The sequence below is a fragment of the Achromobacter sp. ES-001 genome, from assembly GCF_019448355.1.
In the GTDB taxonomy this organism is placed as follows: domain Bacteria; phylum Pseudomonadota; class Gammaproteobacteria; order Burkholderiales; family Burkholderiaceae_B; genus Achromobacter; species Achromobacter spanius_B.
This window is the reverse complement of sequence record NZ_CP079940.1, coordinates 3,806,457-3,823,547: the sequence shown is the minus strand read 5'-3', so window position 1 is coordinate 3,823,547 and position 17,091 is coordinate 3,806,457. Positions and strand designations below refer to the sequence as shown.

Sequence of the window (17,091 nt, the reverse complement as noted above, 5' to 3'; positions counted from 1 at the left end):
CATCATGGCGCGGGCCGCTGCAGCGCGATTTTTCCAGGCTTATTTTCGCGGCCCCTATGGATATCTTCATTCAACAACTGATTAACGGCGTCACGCTAGGCAGCGTGTACGCCCTGGTCGCCCTTGGCTACACCATGGTGTACGGCATCATCGGGCTGATCAACTTCGCGCATGGCGACGTCGTCATGATCGGCGCCATGGCGGCCACCACAATCGCCATTTCACTGGTGGGCGGCGACCCTGGCGTGTCGGCGTTCGTGGTGCTGGGCGTGGGCCTGCTGGTGTCCGTGCCGCTGTGCATGGCGGTGGGCTGGACGGCCGAACGCGTCGCCTACCGGCCGCTGCGACGCGCGCCCCGGCTGGCTGCGCTGATCACCGCCATCGGCGTGTCCATCATTCTGCAGAACGTGGCCATGATGGCCTGGGGCCGCAACTACTTGAACTTCCCGCAGGTGCTGTCGCCGCGCGTGTTTGAGTTTGCCGGCGCGCGCATGAGCACGCTACAGATCGCCATCGTGGTGATCGCGGCGCTGATCATGGGCGGTCTGCTGGCCATCGTGCACAAGACGCGCCTGGGCACGGCGATGCGCGCCACCGCGCAGAACCGCGAGGTGGCGGGGCTGATGGGCGTGAACATCAACACCGTGATTTCGGCGGCGTTCCTGATCGGCTCGGCGTTGGCCGCCGTGGCGGGCATGATGGTGGCCACCTATTACGGCGTGTCGCAATACACCATGGGCTTCATGCTGGGCCTGAAAGCATTTACCGCCGCGGTGCTGGGCGGCATCGGCAGCATGGTGGGCGCGATGGTCGGCGGCCTGTTGCTGGGCGTGATCGAATCGCTGGGCGCGGGATACATCGGCGACATCACGGGCGGCTTCCTGGGCAGCCATTACCAGGACGTGTTTGCGTTCTTCGTGTTGGTGCTGGTGCTGATCTTCCGCCCCTCGGGCCTCTTGGGCGAACGCGTGGGAGACCGGGCATGAATACCTCCTTGAAACACAGCGGGCTGTCGACCCGCAACCTGATCGGCATTGCGCTGATCGGTATCGTGCTGGCGGTGCTGCCCTTTGTGATCGGCATGGCCGGCCAAAGCTGGGTGCGCATCCTGAACTTCGCGTTGCTGTACGTGATGCTGTCGCTGGGCCTGAATATCGTGGTGGGCTTTGCCGGGCTGCTGGACCTGGGCTATATCGCGTTCTACGCGGTGGGCGCCTACACGTGGGCGCTGCTGGCGTCGCCGCATTTCGGGCTGCACCTGCCGTTCTGGGCGATTCTGCCGATTGCGCTGGCGGTGGCCTGCCTGTTCGGCGTACTGCTGGGGGCGCCCACCTTGAAGCTGCGGGGCGATTACCTGGCTATCGTGACGCTGGGGTTTGGCGAGATCATCCGCATCTTTCTGAACAACTTGAATGCGCCGGTCAACATCACCAACGGGCCGCAGGGCATCAACCGTATCGATCCGTTCAAGGTCGGTGAGTTTACGTTCGCGCGTACCGAGACCTTGATGGGCATCCGCTTCACCGGGCCGGAAAAGTACTACTACCTGCTGCTGGCGCTGACGCTGATCATCATCGTGGTATGCGTGCGTTTGCAGAATTCGCGTATCGGCCGCGCCTGGGAAGCCATCCGCGAAGACGAAATCGCGGCCAAGGCCATGGGCATCAATACGCGCAACATCAAGCTGCTGGCGTTTGCGATGGGGGCGTCTTTTGGCGGCGTGGCCGGTGCGTTGTTCGCGTCGATGCAGGGCTTTGTCAGCCCCGAAAGTTTCTCGCTGATGGAGTCCATTTCAATTCTGTGCATGGTGGTGCTGGGCGGTATGGGCCACATCCCGGGCGTGATCCTGGGCGCGCTGATCCTGGCGGCCTTGCCGGAATTCCTGCGGGCCGTGGTGGAACCCTTCCAGCACATGGTGTTCGGCGCGGTGGTGCTGGACCCGGAAGGCATCCGCATGTTGTTGTTCGGCCTGGCGATGGTCTGCGTCATGCTGTTCCGCCCGGCCGGCCTGTGGCCGTCGGCGGTGCGCAAGCGTGAACTGTCCACCAAGACGCAAGGGGGGCCGGCATGAGCAAACTGCTGCAAGCCCAGGGGCTGGGCAAACGCTTTGGCGGCCTGCAAGCGCTGTCCGACGTCAGCTTCGATATCGAGCAGGGCGAAATCTATGGCCTGATCGGCCCGAACGGCGCGGGCAAGACCACGCTGTTCAATGTGCTGACCGGCCTGTACATCCCGGAAGACGGCAGCTGCACGTTTAACGGGCAGTCGATGTCGGGCAAGAAGCCGCACGAAGTCGCCCACGCGGGCCTGGCGCGCACGTTTCAGAACATCCGGCTGTTCGCGAATTTGTCGGCAATTGAAAACGTGATGATCGGCCGGCACCTGCGCACGAAGGCGGGTGTGTTCGGCGCGGTGCTGCGCACACGCCGCACGCGCGCTGAAGAAGCGGCCATCGAGGCGCGGGCGCAGGAACTGCTGGACTACGTGGGCATCGGCCATCGCGCCAACGACGTTGCGCGTTCGCTGCCGTATGGCGACCAGCGCCGTCTGGAAATCGCCCGCGCCCTGGCCACGGACCCGAAGCTGCTGGCGTTGGACGAACCGGCGGCCGGCATGAATGCGTCGGAAACGGTGGTGCTGCGCAAGCTGGTCGAAAAGATCCGCAACGACGGCGTCACGGTGCTGCTGATCGAGCACGACATGAAGCTGGTGATGGGCCTGTGCGACCGAGTGCTGGTGCTGGAATACGGCAAGGTGCTGGCCATGGGCAAGCCCGCTCAGGTGCAGCGCGACCCCAAGGTCATTGAAGCGTATCTGGGCGCGGGCGCCGCGCAAGACCCGCTGATTCACAAGGAGAGCCCGGCATCATGACGGCATCCCAACCCTTATTGGAATTGCGCGGCCTGCAAGTCGCGTATGGCGGCATCCGCGCCGTGCGCGGCATCGACCTGCGCGTGGACGCAGGTGAACTCGTGTGCCTGATCGGCGCCAACGGCGCGGGTAAAAGCACGACGCTGCGCGCCATCTGCGGCCTGGTGCCGCTGGCGGGCGGCGAAATCGTCTACGACGGGCAGTCCATCGGTGGCCAGAAGTCGCACGAGCTGGTGCGTCGCGGGCTGGTCATGGTGCCCGAAGGTCGGGGCATCTTCGGCCAGCTGACCATTGAAGAAAACCTGGCCATGGGCGCGTACATTCGCCGCGACGCCGCGCAGGTCAGGCAAGACACCGACCGCGTGTTCACGCTGTTTCCGCGTCTTGCCGAACGCCGCAAGCAGGCGGCCGGCACCTTGTCGGGCGGCGAGCAGCAGATGGTGGCCATGGGCCGCGCCATGATCGCGCGCCCCAAGCTGTTGCTGCTGGACGAGCCCTCGATGGGCCTGGCGCCCTTGATGGTCGAGAAGGTGTTCGAGGTGGTGCGCACCATCGCCAGCGAGGGCGTCACGATTCTGCTGATCGAGCAGAATGCGCGCCTGGCGCTGGAGAACAGCCATCGCGGCTATGTGATGGAATCGGGCGAGATCATCCTGTCCGGGCCGGCCAACCAGATGCTGCACGACCCCAAGGTCAGGGCGGCGTATCTGGGCGAAGTCGAGGACGCTCCGGCCTGACGGCGACGCGCGCTTTGACGTGCGCAACAAAAAAAGCCCGGCATGTGAATGCCGGGCTTTTTCTTGCGGATGCGAATTGACGCGCCTAGGTGGGCTTAAGCGGGCCTAAGGGATCTTAAGCGGGCACAGGCACCACCCGCTTCTTGCCGATCCGCAGTGCAATCACCGCGGCGATCAGGCCCGTGGCGCCGGAAATCAAAAAGGCCATCATGTAGCTGCCCTGGGCTTCCCGGATCGCGCCGGCCATCCAGGCGGCGCTGGCTGCGCCCAGCTGGTGGCCCGCGACAATCCATCCGAACACAATGCCGGCGTCGCGTTCGCCGAAGGCTTCCGTCGTCAGCCGCAAGGTGGGCGGCACGGTGGCGATCCAGTCCAGGCCGAAGAAAATGGCGAAGATCGACAGGCTGTAGAACGAGAAATCGGAATAGGGCAGGTAGATCAGCGACAGGCCGCGCAGGGCGTAGTAGACAAACAGCAGCTTGCGCGGGTCGTAGCGGTCGGTCAGCCAGCCGGATGCCGTGGTGCCGACCAGATCGAACACGCCCATCAGCGCCAGCAGGCCGGCGGCTTGCACTTCCAGCATGCCGTGGTCGCCGCACAGCGCGATCAGATGCGTGCCGACCAGGCCGTTGGTGGTGAACCCGCAAATGAAGAACGTGGCGAACAAGAACCAGAATGTGGGGGTCTTCGAGGCCCGGGCCAAGGCGCCAAACGTGGCGGCCAACATGCCGGTGCGCGGCGCGACGGGGGCGGGCGGCGCGTCGGGGTCGCTGCCGAATGGCGTCAGGCCGACGTTGGCCGGGCGGTCGGGCACCAACCACCACGCCAGCGGCACCATGGCGGCAGCGGCGGCTGCAACCGTCCAGACGACGCGCGTCCAATCGCCGGACGAGGCCAGCGTGGCCAGCACGGGCAGGAAGACCAGCGTGCCGCTAGCGGTGCTGGCGGTCAGCAAGCCCATTACCAGGCCCCGATGCTTGGTGAACCAGCGGTTCACGATGGTGGCGCCCAGCACCGAGGCCACCGCTCCGGAACTCAGGCCCGAGAACACGCCCCACGTCATCAGCAGGTGCCAGGGCTCGGTCATGTAGGCGCTGACGGCGCTTGAGGCCGACATCAGCACCAGGGCGCTGATCAGCACCCGGCGCAGGCCGAAGCGTTCCATCGCGGCGGCGGCGAAGGGGCCGACCAAGCCATACAAAAAGATGCCAGCCGCCGCCGCGAACGAGATCGAGCTGCGGCTCCAGCCGAAGGCTTCCTCTAGTGGCACCAGCAGCACGCTGGGCGTAGAGCGCAAACCGGCGGAAACCAGCAAGGCCAGGAAAATGACGGCAACCACGACAAAGGCGTACTTTTGTCCGGCGCGCTGAAAGGGAAGCGGAGGTTGGGCTATACTCATGTTACTGACCGGTACGTATCTGGTTTGCGATCAGCGAATAGTACGTACCGGTCAGTAACATCGTCAAGCGATTTTTCGGCGATTTGTTTTTTGAAGGCGCGGCCGTCCGCCCGTGTTGCGGGAACGCCATCCGCCTTCCGTTTCAGGAGTCCAGCATGGCCAGCAAGCCTTCCAATGCCTCAGGCGCCACCGCAAAAGCCGGCCCCAAGCCACTACTGGCGGCAGACCGCATCCGCAAGACGGCGCGCGAAATGTTCTACCGCGACGGCATCCGCGCCGTGGGCGTTGACGCCATCGTCAACCAGGCCGGCGTGACCAAACCCAGCCTGTACCGCAGCTTTTCGTCCAAGGATGAATTGGCGGCGGCCTATCTGCGCGACTACGACGCCGAATTCTGGGCCCGCTTCGACGCCGCCTGCGCCGCGCACCCCGGGGATCCGCGCGCACAGCTGCTGGATTATCTGTCGGGGCTGGCGACGCGGGCCGTGGCAAACGGGTATCGCGGCTGCGGGCTGACCAATGCCGCCGTTGAATACCCTGAACCCGAACACCCGGCGCGCGCAGTGGCCGTCGAGCACAAGCTGCGATTGCGCCGACGCCTGAACGAGATGGCGTTGGGCATGGGCGCCCGAGACCCCGCGGCCCTGGCGGACGGCCTGCTGCTGTTGATTGAGGGCGCGTTTGTCTCCAGCCAGCTGTTTGGCGAAGGTGGCCCGGCCGCGCGGGTCGCCGACATGGCCGACAAGCTGATCCAGGCGCATCGGGCCGGCTGAATGGGGGAGGGCGCTGCACAAGACTAGTGCTTAATGTGGTGCCGCATGCACCGTAATGGTGGTGTTTGTCCCCATTGCGCAACGATTAAAAAAATGCTTAAAGTTTTTATTGCGACGCAACAAACGCGGATCTAACATCAAGTCGTGTTGTTCCACATCGCGCTTTCTCAAGGAGAGAATCATGAGCGATACCGCGTTGAAAAATGCCCGTATGTCGGATGCGCTGGAGCGGTCCTTGATCCGCGAGGCCGTCAAAGCGGAAACCTTGTCCGGCCCCTTCAACCGCGGTCTGTGGTTGCGCCTGAAGGTGCGCATGGCCTCGTTGGGCGGCGCCGTCGGCGAAATCCTGCACGACATGGACGCCGGTCGACAGCAGCATCCGGTGATCTCCGCCCGCCACTGAAGCGCCCGGGGCCAGCTAAAAAAACGCCAGCATATGCTGGCGTTTTTTTTTGGGGCGGGCCCGGTTCAAGCCACCATGTCGATCAGCAGATAGCCATCAAGAATGACGATGCCGACGGTGGCGCCGACGGCGGCCCAGGCCCAGGCGCCGCGCAGCGCGTATGCGCCCATCACCTGTTTGCGGCAGGCCAGCACCACCAGCGGTCCCAACGCGAAGGGCAGCGCCAGGCTCAGGATGACCTGGCTTAACACCAGCAGTTCGTCGGGGTCCTTGCCACCGGTGAAGATCAACAGGCCGACGGCCGCCGCGCCGGCGATCAAGCGCGTGGCCAGCGCCCGGCGCCGGTCCGACCAGTTGCTGCGAATCTGAAACCCCTTGGACAGGATGCGCCCGGCCAGCACGCCGGTAATCGTCGAACTTTGGCCCGCCGCATACAAGGCAACGGCAAAGACGATGGCGGCGCCCACGCCCAGCGTATGGCCGATGACGGCATGCGCGTCGTCCAGGCTGGACACGATCAGGCCGGATCCGGACAGCGATGCCGCCGCCACGATCATGATGGCCGAGTTGATCAGCATGGCCACGCTCAACGACACGATGGTGTCGTTGCGCGCCACGCGCATGGCCATGTCGCGCGCCGAAGCTGGCAGGGACTGCGCGCGTTCGGCCAACGAGCCGGAATGCAGGTAGAGGTTATGCGGCATCAACGTGGCGCCCAGGATGCCCAGCGCGATCAGGAAACCTTGGGGGTCGCGCAACGCCTGGCCGGTCTGCGTCATGCCGTGCGCCACGGCGGTCCAGGCGGGGTTCGCCTTGAACAGCAGGAAAACGAATGACGCGGCAACCACGCCCAGCAACACCGCGATGACGCGCTCATGGCGGTCGGCATTGCCGCGCGTCAGCGCCAACACCGCGAACGTACCGACGCCGGTCACCGCTACGCCGGCGATCAAAGGCAGGCCGAACAGCAGGCGCAGCGCAATGGCGCCGCCGATGAGTTCGGCCAGGGCGGTAGCCAGGATGGCGGCCTCGCCGGCCAGCCAGGCCGCCTTGGACCAGCGCGGCGACAGGTGGCGGGCAGTCAGCGTAGCCAGGTCTTGGCCGGTGGCCAGCGCCAGGCGCGATACCAGGATTTGAAAACCCAGCGCCAGCAACGCCGAGCAGATAACGACCATCAACAGGCCGTATCCAAAGCCGCTGCCGCCCGCGATGTCGGTGGCCCAGTTGCCCGGGTCGATGTAGCCCACGGCCACCAGAATGCCCGAGCCGACCATGCGCCGCAGGTTGGCCGACACGCGCGCGTCCTGAGCCAAGGCGGCCTTGCCGCCAGAAATTGCGTAGATGAATCCGGTCATGCGGCACTCCTGAGAATGGTTCTCATTTTCTGGAAGTGCTGGAAGACCGTCAAATTGATTTTGCCCAAGCCCGGGATAGGGCAGACCAATGGCGCGGCCCGGGACAGGACGCGCCATTGGCCAGGCGCAGCGCTTAGGACTTGAGCTTGGCGTCCATGGTGATCTTGGCGTTCAAGACCTTGGACACCGGGCAGCCCTTTTCAGCCTTGCGGGCGGCGTCTTCGAACGCCTGCGCGGTGGCTCCCGGGATGACGGCTTCCACGGTCAGGTGCACGGCGGTGATGGAAAAGCCGTCGTCGACTTTGTCCAGCGTCACTTCCGCCTTGGTGTCCAGGCTGGTGGCCACCAGGCCGGACTCGGACAGGATGTTGGACAAGGCCATCGTGAAGCAGCCTGCGTGCGCCGCGCCCAGCAGCTCTTCGGGGTTGGTGCCCGGCGTGTCGCCAAAGCGCGTGTTGAAGCCATAGGGCTGGGCCTTGAGCGCGCCGCTTTGCGTGGAGATCGTGCCTTTGCCCGTCTTCAAGTCGCCCGACCAGGCGGCGGATGCGGTTTTCTTCATAGTGACTCCTGTAGAGGGGGCGCGCGCGTGGTGCGCGGCCGGTGCAAAAAACGACCGCCGTTGACGGCGGTGTGCGTTGCCTTGCAAGGCATGAACGATGATACGGCGATGCCGGGGGGCGGACGCGGAATCCACCGGTGCGCAACGGCAAGCCGATGTAACGGCCCACGGCCATCAGGCAAAATAGCGGCATCCGTTTCAACCGTCCCAAGAGCTGCTGTCATGTCTCGCACTTTTCTACGCTATGCCTGCGCCGTTGCGCTGGCGCTGCCCGCCTTGTCCGCCCATGCCGAAATCGTCATTGGCGTGGATGTGTCCACGACCGGCCCCGCCGCCGCCATCGGCATCCAGACCAATAACGCCATTCGCCTGTGGCCGCAGACGCTGGGCGGCGAACCGGCGCGCTATGTGGTGCTGGACGATGGCACCGACGTCAGCCGCGCGGTGAAGAACATGCGCAAGCTGACGTCCGAAGACAAGGTCGACGCCATCGTCGGCCCCAACACCACGGCGGCTGCCCTGGCCGCGCTGGACGTGCTGGCTGAAACCAAGACACCCATGATTGCGCTGGCCGCCTCAAGCGTCATCGTGGAACCTTTGTCCGACCCCAAGCGCGCCTGGGCGTTCAAGATGCCCCAGAACGATTCATTGATGGCCACCGTGCTGGTGGACGACATGAAGAAGAAAGGGTTCAAGAACGTGGCCTTCATTGGCTTCGCGGATTCCTACGGCGACAGCTGGTGGAAGGAATTCACCGCGGCGGCCGGCACTGACTTGAAGGTCGTGGCGCAGGAACGCTTCCAGCGCACGGACGCGTCGGTGGTGGGGCAGGCGTTGAAGGTGATTGCCGCCAAGCCGGACGCGGTGCTGATCGCAGGCGCGGGCACGCCGTCGGCCCTGCCGCAAAAGACGCTGCTGGAACGCGGTTACACCGGCGCCATCTACCAGACGCACGGCATCGGCACGCTGGAATTCCTGCAAGTGGGCGGCCGCGATGTGGAAGGCACGCTGTTCCCGACCGGCCCCGGCGTCGTGGCGCGCGAGCTGCCCGACAGCAACCCGGTCAAGAAGGTTGCTGTGGAATTTGCCGACAAGTATGAAGGCCAGTACGGCGCCAACACGTTGACGCAATTCGCGGGCGACGCCTATGGCGCCTGGATGCTGCTGGATTCGGCAGTGGGCCGGGCACTGAAAACGGGCGCCAAGCCCGGCACGCCGGAATTCCGGGGCGCCTTGCGCGACGCCCTGGAAAACACCCGCGACCTGATCGTTCCCAATGGCGTCCTGAACATTTCCAAGGACAACCACCAGGGCTTCGACGAGCGTGCGCGGGTGATGGGCGTGGTCAAGAACGGGCGCTTCTCGTACGCCCAGTAGCCGCCGCCATGGATTTCTACGTACCGTAACGTTTGCTAACACTCCATAGGGCAACGGACGCTAAAAGCGGGCTTAGGCCCGCTTTTTTACACCCATATGATTAGTGTCGAAATCATTTAATAGCGTATTATTTTTAGCGAAGCCATGCACCTAGAAATAGATTCGGGAGAAATCATTCATGACCTTGCTGCAATCCAAACGCTTGCTGTTGGCCCTGGGCCTTGGCGTGTTGGCCGCGTGTTCGGACTCGGGCGGAGACAAGCCCGCGCCCGCTGCCGGCGGCGCGCCGGCTACCGCAACCAGCACGCTTGACGCCGCCAAGGCGGCCGGCAAGATCCGTATCGGCTATGCCAACGAGGCGCCGTTTGCGTACATGGACAGCAAGGAAGCCAAAGTCACCGGCGAATCGGTCGAGATTGCGCGCGTGGTGCTCAAGCGCATGGGCATCAATGAAGTGGAAGGCGTGCTGACGGAATTCGGCTCGTTAATTCCCGGCCTGGCCGCCAAGCGTTTCGACATCATTGCCGCCGGCATGTACGTCACCCCTGAACGCTGCCAGCAGGTCGCGTTTTCCGACCCCACCTACGGCGTGGGCGAGGCCTTCCTGGTCAAAGAGGGCAACCCCAAGAACCTGCACAGCTATGAAGACGTGGTGAAGAACCCAGACGCCAAACTGGGCGTTGTCGTGGGCGCCATCGAAGGCGAGTACGCAGAAAAAGTGAAGGTGCCCGCCGGCCAGGTGGTGGTCTTCCCCGACGCCGTCAGCGCCTTGTCCGGCGTGCAGGCGGGCCGTGCGGACGCCTACGCGGCCACGGCGCTGACCATCAACGACCTGATGGGCAAGACACAGGCGGGCAGCGGCCTGGAAAAGGCGGAGCCCTTCACCGACCCGGTGATCGACGGCAAGGGTGTGCGCGGCTATGGCGCGTATGCCTTCCGCACCGACGACAAGGCCTTTGCCGATGCCTTCAACGCCGAACTCGCCAAATTCATCGGCACCGACGAGCACAAGAAACTGGTGGCGCCGTTTGGCTTCACCGATCAGGAACTGCCGCAGGGTGTGACGGCCGCCAAGCTCTGCGCCGGCCAGTAAGGAGCGCCGATGCAAGTCGTTTCCGAACACATCGCGACACTCGTGCCGCCCTTGCTTGAGGGCCTGGTGGTGACGCTGCAAATCATGGGGGGCGCCGTCGTATTGGCGGTGCCGCTGGCCCTGGCGTCGGGCATCGGGCGCTTGTCGCCCGTGCGGCCATTGCGGTGGCTGTCGTCCGTGTACGTTGAAGTCTTCCGGGGCACGTCGGCTCTCGTCCAGCTGTTCTGGTTCTATTTCGTGCTGCCGCTGTTTGGCGTGCAACTGCCGGCCATGCTGGTGGGCATCGTAGTGCTGGCCCTGAACGCGGGCGCCTATGGGGCCGAAGTCGTGCGCGGCGCGATCCGTGCCGTGCCGCCCGGCCAGCGCGAGGCGGGCGTGGCCCTGAACCTGACTCGCGCGCAGATCCTGCGGCGCATCGTGGTGCCGCAAGCGATTCCGGCCATGCTGCCGCCCGCCGGCAACCTGCTGATCGAACTGATGAAGAACACCGCGCTGGTCTCGCTCATCACCATCACCGACCTGACCTTCCGCGGCCAGCTGTTGCGCAGCGAAACCCTGCGCACGACCGAGATCTTTACCTTGATGCTGCTGATGTACTTTGCCGTCGCCCTGGTGATCACGGCCGGCGTGCGGGCCCTTGAGCGGAGGGTCCGAGTTCGATGACACCGATATTCGATTGGGCTTTCGCGCTGGAGATCCTGCCTACGCTCGGTTCGGCGCTCATCATCACGATCGAGGCCACGGTGCTGGGCATGCTGGTGGCCGTCACCCTGGGTCTGGTCCTGGCGATGATGCGGCGTTCGCGCCTGCGCATCGTGTCGCTGCCCACCGCCTTCGTGATCGAGTTCATCCGCAGCACGCCGCTGCTGGTGCAGATGTATTTCCTGTTCTATGTGCTGCCGCTGACGGGGGCGCAGATGTCGCCGCTGGCCACCGGCATTGTGGCGCTGGGGCTGCATTACGCCACGTATTGCGCCGAGGTCTACCGCGCCGGCATCGAAGCGGTGCCGCGTGGGCAGTGGGAAGCGGCCACGGCGCTGAACATGTCGCGCTGGCGCACGGCGGTGGGCGTGGTGTTGCCGCAGGCGATTCCGCCCGTGGTGCCGGCGCTGGGCAACTACCTGGTTGCCATGTTCAAGGACACGCCGCTGCTATCGGCCATCACGGTGGTTGAACTGCTGCAACAAAGCAAGATGATCGGGTCGGCCACGTTCCGCTACACCGAACCGCTGACGCTGGTGGGCGTGCTGTTCCTGGCGTTGAGCCTGGTGGCGGCATGGGGTGTGCGCGGCCTGGAGGCCCGCCTGCAACGATATGGAGGAAAGCGATGAGCGCCAGCTTGACCATCAAGAATCTGCACAAGCGTTACGGAGAGCTGGAGGTGCTGCGCGGCATCAACCTGGAAATTCCGGCGGGCCAGACGGTGGCCGTGATCGGGCCGTCCGGTTCGGGAAAATCCACCTTGCTGCGGGTGCTGATGACGCTGGACCAACCCACCAGCGGCGACATTGAAATCGACGGGCAGCCGATGTGGACCGATGATCAGGGCCGGCCGGTGGGCGCCAATTCCGAATATCTGCGGCGCGTGCGCGGCAAGATCGGCATGGTGTTCCAGCACTTCAATCTGTTCCCGCACATGACGGCGCTGGGCAACACGATGGAAGCGCCGGTGCACGTGCTGGGCATGACGAAGGACCAGGCGCGTGAACGCGCCGTGGAATACCTGGACATGGTGGGGCTGGGCGACAAGCTGGACGTTTACCCCGCGCAGTTATCCGGCGGCCAGAAGCAGCGCGTGGGCATCGCGCGCGCGCTGGCGATGTGCCCGGAAATCATGCTGTTCGACGAAGTGACCTCGGCGCTGGACCCCGAGCTGGTTGGCGGCATCCTGGAGATCCTGCGCAAGCTGTCGGCCCGCCGCAGCATGACGATGATCATCGTGACGCACCAGATGAAGTTTGCCGAACGCAGCTCGGATCGCACGCTGTTCTTCGACCAGGGCAACATCGTCGAGGACGCTGAATCGTCCGTGCTGTTCAGCCATCCGAAAGAAGCGCGCACGCGTCAATTCCTGGATTCGGTGATCGAAGGGCAATAGGGCCAGCGGCCGCACGCATTTAACCCTGACGGGGGCGATGGGATTGCGGCCGGTGTCATGGCCGGGGCGCTATGCTTTCGCATCCCAAGCCCGGAGGCCTACATGAGTCACCTGTTCAGTCCCACGTCGGTTGGCAACGTCCAGCTGTCCAATCGCATCGTCATCGCGCCGATGTGCGAATACTCGGCCGAAAACGGCTGTGCCAACGACTGGCACATGATCCACCTGGGTCACCTGGCCCTGTCCGGTGCGGCGCTGCTGTTTACCGAAGCCACCGCCGTCGAGCCCGACGGCCGGATTTCGCCGGGGGATCTGGGCCTGTGGTCTGACGAGACGGAAGCGGCACTGGGCCGCGTGGTGGCGGCGGTGCGGCGCTATTCGCCCATCAAACTGGGCATCCAGCTGGGCCACGCGGGGCGCAAGGCGTCCAGCGACGCGCCCTGGAACGGCGGCCAGTTGGTGCCGCCGTCGGCAGGCGGCTGGCAAGGCTGGGCGCCGTCGGCCATCGCGCACAAGGCCTCCGAACCGCCGCCCCATGCGCTGGACGAAGCCGGCCTGGCGCGCGTGCGCAACGCCTTCGTGGACAGCGCGCGGCGCGCCATCAGGCTGGGCTTTGACGCCATCGAAGTGCATGCCGCGCACGGCTATCTGCTGCATCAATTCCTGTCGCCGGTAGCCAACCAGCGCGACGATGCCTATGGCGGGTCGCTTGAAAACCGCATGCGCTTTCCGCTGGAAGTCTTCCAGGCGCTGCGTGAAGTCGTGCCGGCGTCGATGGCTTTGGGCGTGCGCGTGTCGGCCACCGACTGGGTCGAGGGCGGTTGGGACCTGGACCAGACCATTGCGTTCGCGCATCGGCTGAAGGCGCTGGGATGCGAGTTCATCGACGTGTCCAGCGGCGGCGTATCGTCGCAGCAGCAGATTCCCGTGGCGCCGAACTACCAGGTGCCGTTCGCGGCCGAGATCAAGCGGCAGGTTGGCATGCCGACGATCACGGTGGGCCTGATCACCGAGGCGCAGCAGGCAGAGGACATCCTGGCGCAAGGGCAGGCCGACATGGTCGCGCTGGCGCGCGGCATGCTGTATGACCCGCGCTGGCCGTGGCATGCGGCCGCGCAACTGGGCGGCCAGGTCGCCGCGCCGCATCAGTACTGGCGTTCGCAGCCGCGTGAGTTCAAGGAACTGTTCGGCGAAACGCGCTTCGGCCAACGCTGACATCCCGGCCAGCCGGGGCACAAAAAAAATCGCCGCGTATCGCGGCGTTTTTTTTGTCCGAACGAGGATGCCTTCGGATTACTTCAGGCGTGCGTAGGCCTGTTCCAACTCGCGCGCCATCGCATCGGCAAAATCGGCGCTGGTCGGGTCCAGTTGCGACAGCAGGCGCGCCAGCACCACGTTGTCTTCTTCGCCGTTCCAGATCTTGATGTACGTGCCTTCCTTGTAGCCATGTTGCTGGCGGAAGATGTTCAGCACGTTCTTGGACACGTACTGGGTGTAGGCGTCGTTCCAGCTCATTTCGCACGCCGTCATGGTCTGTTCCAGCACCTTGTAGCTGGCGCGGCCGCAAACGGCCAGGCCGCCGATCAGCTCCAGCAGTTCCGGCACGGGCAGGCCGTCCAGCGCGTAGGCGCGGCCATCAAGCGTGACGGAGGCGGGCGTGGCCAGGTCTGCCATCAGCGCGCTGGCCGCCTCGGCTTGCTGGCCGCCAGCCTGGACGATGGTGTGCGACAGGTAAAAGTGCAGGATGTCGACCAGTTCCATTTGCACCTGGGGCAGGTCGATGGTCTGCTTTTTCCACCATTTCCAGCCGTAGTGCTCAAGCGCCTCGGCCGATTCGACGAAGGCGGCGCGCAGGAAGCGCGAACCGCCGTTGACCCAGTCAGGATTGATCATGCTGTTCAAGTGGTCTTGCAACTTCAGCATCGTGGCCGCCTGGGCCTGGTTCAATCCGACAACGTTATTCACTTTCACTCCGTAATTCTTCAAGGGTCTTTGCGACAGCGGCGGAAATGTTAGCACCATTGCCGTGCGCGTCCGCCCGGCTTCAGCTGTCCTTGCGATACGCAGACGCCTTCAAGGGCGGCAGCTTGCCCGGCGACATACCGCGCGGCTTGCGCGCGCTGCCGGCCGCCTTGAGCAGCATGAAGGCGAAGAACGCCAGGAACACGGCGGGCATCAGCTGATCGAGCTCGAAGTGCGAAGCCCGCAGGGCGCGGAACGCGATGTTGACCGCCGCCCACCCGGCCAACACGCCGCCGATGGTCAGGATGATGCCGACCTTGCGCTGGCGGGCGCGCCCCGCCAGCGATGCATCGGCCGCGTCCGACGGGGCAGTGGCGCCCGGCGCGCCGGCGGACGAGCGCGGCGATGCGGTATTGCCCCAAGGGGCGGTGGACAAGGAATCGCCCGTGGCGGGCGCGGGCACGGCTACCGTGGCTGTCGCCTGAGCGGACGCACGGCGCTTTTCGGGCACCTTGCCTGGTGTGACGCCGCCCGCCTGCGACAGGTTTTCGATGTAGCGCGCGAAATCGCCGTCTTTGGGCTCCAGGTCTATCGCCATGCCAATTCTCCGATCAGTTGCTGCGCCGTTGCCGCGCCGGCTGGCGGCGCTTGCGCACCATCGCCAGCAGAAGCCCGCATCCTAGCAGCACTGAGAGGCCCGCGCCGATCATCATGGCGATCTGCTGCGCATTTTCCGCGGTACCCAGACTGCGCGCGGTGATGTAGCCCGGCGCCAGCATCAGCGGCATCCAAAGCAGGGCCGACATGACGTTGGCCAATTGAAAGCGGTGATGCGCCATGCCCATCACACCGGCCACCGTCGGGATGGTCGAGCGAATCGGGCCGAGGAAACGGCCTATCAGTACCGACGCAAAGCCATAGCGGTAGAAGAACAGCCGCGCACGCGCCACGCCGGTGCGTTGCTGCTTGAGCGGCCAGCGGCGCAACACGCCCGGGCCGGCCCAGCGCCCCAGCCAATAGGAAACTGCATCGCCGACGATGGCGCCCGCGATGCCCCACGCGATGACGCCCCAGGGGTCGAGCGTGCCGGCGCCGATCAAGCCGCCGGTCAGCAACATCAGGGCCGTGGCGGGGATGAACAGGCCCACCAACACCAGCGATTCCCCAAGCGTCAGCAGGAAGGTGATGGGGCCGGCCCACGCCTGGTTGGCCTCGATGAACAGCCCGATTTTGTCGATATATTGATCCATGAAGGCGAAGTCTGAAAATTAGCTGAAAGCAATCGGGTATCTTAACGCCTACCTGGATGGCCAAATGTTATCTAGGCTGTCTGATTGATGCGATGCGACTGACGGGGTTGATTGGGAAGCTATGGATTCGGTAACACAAGCGGTGCTGGGCGCGGGCATACAGGGCGTCATGCTGGGGCGGTTTCAGGGGCGCCGGGCGTTGGTGTACGGGGCGGCGCTGGCAACGGTGCCCGACCTGGACGTGCTGATGCGCTATCCCGACCCGGTGTCGCTGATGACCTACCACCGTGGCTTTTCCCATTCGATATTCGTGCTGACCGGGCTGGCGCTGTTGCTTGCCTGGCTGATACGCAAATATTGGCCGCAGGCCCCGTATAGCGGCAAGCGGCTGTTCCTGACCTTATGGCTCGTGCTGGTGACGCACCCGGTGCTGGACGCGTTCACCGTGTATGGCACTCAGCTTTTCTGGCCACTGACGCCCGTTCCGGAAAGTTGGTCGGCGATCTTCATCATTGACCCGGTCTATACCGTGCCCTTGCTGCTGGCGGTGCTCTTCGCCATCGCCGTCGGCATGACGGGCCGAGCGCGGCGCCTGATGGCCGGCGCGCTGATCTTCAGCACGGCGTACCTGGGTTTCGGCCTGGCCAGCCGCATGGTGGCCGAAGACCGCGTACGCGACGCGATGCGCCAGGAAGGCATTGCCGTGACCGAGCTGCGGGCCGTGTCGATGCCGTTCAACACCCTGGTGTGGCGGGTCATCGCCAAGACGGCGGACGGCAATTATTACGAAGCCGTCAGCAGCCTCTTTGATCGCGACCGGCCGGAATGGCTGCGCCAGCCGCTGAACCTGGACCTGGCCCGGGTGCTGGACGATGTGCCCTTGCACCAACGCCTGCGCTGGTTTACCGATGATTGGCTGCGCTATGACGCCATTGGCGACGCGCTGGTCGTCAGTGACCTGCGCATGGGCATGGCGGGCCATTACACCTTTCGCTTCAAGATGGCCGAGCGCACGCCCGGCGGCGGCTGGACGCCGGTGACGCCGTCCACCTGGCCCAGCGAGCGGGGCGGTTGGGCGGAATTGAAGCTGGTGCTGGCGCGCATCCTGCATGCGCAGCCGCCGTTGCCGCTGGCGCAGTGGTCCACGCTTGCCGACCGCTAATCGCCCGCGCTGAAACCCACGCGGTCCCAGCCTCCAGCCCCCGGCACACCGG

General features: G+C 64.9%; 19 protein-coding genes. 13 read left to right on the top strand and 6 right to left on the bottom strand.

Going from position 1 to position 17,091, the window contains the following annotated elements:
* The first annotated feature begins 56 nt into the window (after nt 1-56).
* The 4 genes from KYT87_RS17175 to KYT87_RS17160 are packed head-to-tail and all read left to right on the top strand — an operon-like array spanning nt 57 to nt 3,608.
* Nucleotides 57-986, top strand: a complete 930-nt coding sequence (locus tag KYT87_RS17175; protein ID WP_006220267.1) for a branched-chain amino acid ABC transporter permease — start codon at nt 57-59, stop codon at nt 984-986.
* On the top strand, nt 983-2,071 hold the full coding sequence (locus KYT87_RS17170) for an ABC transporter ATP-binding protein (protein WP_219990436.1): 1,089 nt from the start codon (nt 983-985) through the stop codon (nt 2,069-2,071). Before KYT87_RS17175 ends, KYT87_RS17170 begins: the two co-directional genes overlap by 4 nt.
* Nucleotides 2,068-2,871 carry an ABC transporter ATP-binding protein gene (locus KYT87_RS17165; protein WP_120156241.1) on the top strand — a complete coding sequence of 268 codons (804 nt, stop codon included), beginning with the start codon at nt 2,068-2,070 and terminating at the stop codon, nt 2,869-2,871. Before KYT87_RS17170 ends, KYT87_RS17165 begins: the two co-directional genes overlap by 4 nt.
* Entirely contained in the window at nt 2,868-3,608 is a 741-nt protein-coding gene (locus tag KYT87_RS17160) for an ABC transporter ATP-binding protein (protein WP_219990435.1), read from the top strand. Before KYT87_RS17165 ends, KYT87_RS17160 begins: the two co-directional genes overlap by 4 nt.
* A gap of 115 nt (nt 3,609-3,723) precedes the next feature.
* Here the strand turns inward: KYT87_RS17160 and KYT87_RS17155 are convergent, their stop codons facing one another.
* Complete coding sequence (locus KYT87_RS17155) at nt 3,724-5,007, bottom strand: MFS transporter (RefSeq protein ID WP_046804689.1); 1,284 nt, start codon at nt 5,005-5,007, stop codon at nt 3,724-3,726.
* A gap of 155 nt (nt 5,008-5,162) precedes the next feature.
* On the opposite strand from KYT87_RS17155, the gene KYT87_RS17150 reads away from it, so the two are divergent.
* Together KYT87_RS17150 and KYT87_RS17145 are read left to right on the top strand one after the other, a co-directional pair.
* Entirely contained in the window at nt 5,163-5,780 is a 618-nt protein-coding gene (locus tag KYT87_RS17150) for a TetR/AcrR family transcriptional regulator (RefSeq protein WP_219990434.1), read from the top strand.
* 181 nt (nt 5,781-5,961) lie between these two features.
* Entirely contained in the window at nt 5,962-6,183 is a 222-nt protein-coding gene (locus KYT87_RS17145; protein ID WP_104144431.1) for an XRE family transcriptional regulator, read from the top strand.
* A 65-nt stretch (nt 6,184-6,248) separates the two neighbouring features.
* Here KYT87_RS17145 and KYT87_RS17140 read toward each other — a convergent pair whose 3' ends face one another.
* Both KYT87_RS17140 and KYT87_RS17135 read right to left on the bottom strand, forming a co-directional pair.
* Complete coding sequence (locus tag KYT87_RS17140; protein ID WP_120156238.1) at nt 6,249-7,538, bottom strand: Nramp family divalent metal transporter; 1,290 nt, start codon at nt 7,536-7,538, stop codon at nt 6,249-6,251.
* A 133-nt stretch (nt 7,539-7,671) separates the two neighbouring features.
* Entirely contained in the window at nt 7,672-8,097 is a 426-nt protein-coding gene (locus KYT87_RS17135) for an OsmC family protein (protein ID WP_046804685.1), read from the bottom strand.
* A 222-nt stretch (nt 8,098-8,319) separates the two neighbouring features.
* Between KYT87_RS17135 and KYT87_RS17130 the strand changes: the two genes are divergently transcribed.
* From KYT87_RS17130 to KYT87_RS17105, 6 genes are all read left to right on the top strand, one after another.
* A complete protein-coding gene (locus KYT87_RS17130) occupies nt 8,320-9,474 on the top strand; it encodes an ABC transporter substrate-binding protein (RefSeq protein WP_219990433.1) in 1,155 nt (384 codons plus the stop codon).
* A gap of 178 nt (nt 9,475-9,652) precedes the next feature.
* On the top strand, nt 9,653-10,567 hold the full coding sequence (gene ehuB, locus KYT87_RS17125) for an ectoine/hydroxyectoine ABC transporter substrate-binding protein EhuB (protein ID WP_082134462.1): 915 nt from the start codon (nt 9,653-9,655) through the stop codon (nt 10,565-10,567).
* A 9-nt stretch (nt 10,568-10,576) separates the two neighbouring features.
* Nucleotides 10,577-11,230: an ectoine/hydroxyectoine ABC transporter permease subunit EhuC gene (gene ehuC / locus KYT87_RS17120; protein ID WP_104144435.1), complete on the top strand. Its 654-nt coding sequence runs from the start codon at nt 10,577-10,579 to the stop codon at nt 11,228-11,230.
* Nucleotides 11,227-11,898, top strand: coding sequence for an ectoine/hydroxyectoine ABC transporter permease subunit EhuD (ehuD, locus tag KYT87_RS17115; protein ID WP_046804682.1), 672 nt, complete (start codon nt 11,227-11,229; stop codon nt 11,896-11,898). Before ehuC ends, ehuD begins: the two co-directional genes overlap by 4 nt.
* Nucleotides 11,895-12,665, top strand: a complete 771-nt coding sequence (gene ehuA, locus KYT87_RS17110) for an ectoine/hydroxyectoine ABC transporter ATP-binding protein EhuA (RefSeq protein WP_219990432.1) — start codon at nt 11,895-11,897, stop codon at nt 12,663-12,665. The genes ehuD and ehuA overlap by 4 nt, the downstream gene beginning before the upstream one ends.
* 102 nt (nt 12,666-12,767) lie before the next feature.
* The gene (locus KYT87_RS17105) at nt 12,768-13,880 is read left to right on the top strand and encodes an NADH:flavin oxidoreductase/NADH oxidase (protein ID WP_046804680.1); all 1,113 of its coding nucleotides are present in this window, start codon (nt 12,768-12,770) and stop codon (nt 13,878-13,880) included.
* 78 nt (nt 13,881-13,958) lie between these two features.
* Here the strand turns inward: KYT87_RS17105 and KYT87_RS17100 are convergent, their stop codons facing one another.
* From KYT87_RS17100 to KYT87_RS17090, 3 genes are all read right to left on the bottom strand, one after another.
* Entirely contained in the window at nt 13,959-14,612 is a 654-nt protein-coding gene (locus tag KYT87_RS17100) for a dUTPase (RefSeq protein ID WP_120156234.1), read from the bottom strand.
* Between the two features lie 97 nt (nt 14,613-14,709).
* Nucleotides 14,710-15,225 carry a hypothetical protein gene (locus KYT87_RS17095; protein WP_219990431.1) on the bottom strand — a complete coding sequence of 172 codons (516 nt, stop codon included), beginning with the start codon at nt 15,223-15,225 and terminating at the stop codon, nt 14,710-14,712.
* Between the two features lie 13 nt (nt 15,226-15,238).
* Nucleotides 15,239-15,877: a DedA family protein gene (locus KYT87_RS17090; RefSeq protein WP_219990430.1), complete on the bottom strand. Its 639-nt coding sequence runs from the start codon at nt 15,875-15,877 to the stop codon at nt 15,239-15,241.
* Nucleotides 15,878-15,998: 121 nt separating this feature from the next.
* On the opposite strand from KYT87_RS17090, the gene KYT87_RS17085 reads away from it, so the two are divergent.
* Nucleotides 15,999-17,039, top strand: coding sequence for a metal-dependent hydrolase (locus tag KYT87_RS17085; protein ID WP_219990429.1), 1,041 nt, complete (start codon nt 15,999-16,001; stop codon nt 17,037-17,039).
* The last annotated feature ends 52 nt before the right edge of the window (nt 17,040-17,091 follow it).